General features: G+C 63.2%; 1 protein-coding gene and 1 pseudogene. One reads left to right on the forward strand and one right to left on the reverse strand.

Going from position 1 to position 1,066, the window contains the following annotated elements:
- Window positions 1-22: 22 nt before the first annotated feature.
- The gene (locus EN925_RS37055; protein WP_127370399.1) at window positions 23-421 is read left to right on the forward strand and encodes a chlorophyllide reductase; all 399 of its coding nucleotides are present in this window, start codon (window positions 23-25) and stop codon (window positions 419-421) included.
- Between the two features lie 98 nt (window positions 422-519).
- Here EN925_RS37055 and EN925_RS37060 read toward each other — a convergent pair.
- Window positions 520-1,066: pseudogene (locus EN925_RS37060) on the reverse strand (gfo/Idh/MocA family oxidoreductase); the annotation flags it as partial.

Consider the following 1,066-nt stretch of genomic DNA (forward strand, 5'->3'; position numbering starts at 1 on the left):
TTCCTCATCACAGGAGAAACCTATGCCTTCGTTCAAACGCCGGATTGCCGTGGCAGCCATCGCGATTGTCGCCGCGTCCATAACGCCTTTTGCTGCCATCGCCCTCCCGTCGACAGCGACAGGCCGGATATTGGTGGGGCAGGTGATGGAAATGCTCGACAAGGCCGACACGAGCCCGGTCGCCAGGCAAACGCTGGTCGCCTATGTCGCCGGGGTTGGCGAAGCCGCCGGCGTGATCGCCGACACGATCGGCAATGGCGGCCTCGTTTCCTGCAAGAGTTCTTTCAGCCTGGATACACGAGCGGTGCGCGCCGCCCTTGAAGCGGGCGCCCCTCGTCAGGGTAACTGGTCTCAGACACCGGCGACGCCACTGATCATTGCCGACATGGTCAAGCGTGCCGGTTGCAGGACCAGGAATTGAGCCTGGCGATCCGCTGGTTCTCAGTCGCGCGACAATCCTGTCGCGCGACTATTCCCAACCTGCGACCGCCGCGCGATCAGCGAGTGCGGTTCCAGAGCTCAATCGAAAAACGCCTCGACTACGTTGCGCTTGCCGAGCATGAAGGCGTCAGCGACGTGCTGGAGCGGGGCCAGATCGACATCGGAAACGCCGGCGCGCACGATCTCGGCGAAGCGCTTGTAGAGCATCGGATATTCCGCTTCCGGCTCTTCGTGAATGACCTTGCCGTCGATGGCGAGCTTCGAGCCGCCGCCCGACAGCACCATGGCGCCCTTGTCGGTGTCGGCCAGGATGTCCCAGCTTTGCGGGCCTGTCTGCAGCCAGTCTAGGTCCATCGTCACCGGCAGGCCATTCGAGGTGCGGAAGGTGACGCGCGCGGCAACCGGGGAGGCGCGGTTTTCGGGAAAGTTGAGCACCGCCGAGGTGATGAACATGGCCGGCAGGATATGGGTGGCAATCGACAGCGCGTTGATGCCGGGATCGAAGACGCCAAAACCGCCGGGAGCCCAGATCCATTCCTGGTTCGGGTGCCAGCGGCGCACATCCTCTTTCCAGTTGATGGCGGCCGAGCGGATGCGGGCTGAACTTAGAAAAGCACGTGCGGAC

This window comes from Mesorhizobium sp. M7A.F.Ca.US.006.04.2.1 (assembly GCF_004022915.1).
Lineage (GTDB): Bacteria > Pseudomonadota > Alphaproteobacteria > Rhizobiales > Rhizobiaceae > Mesorhizobium > Mesorhizobium ciceri.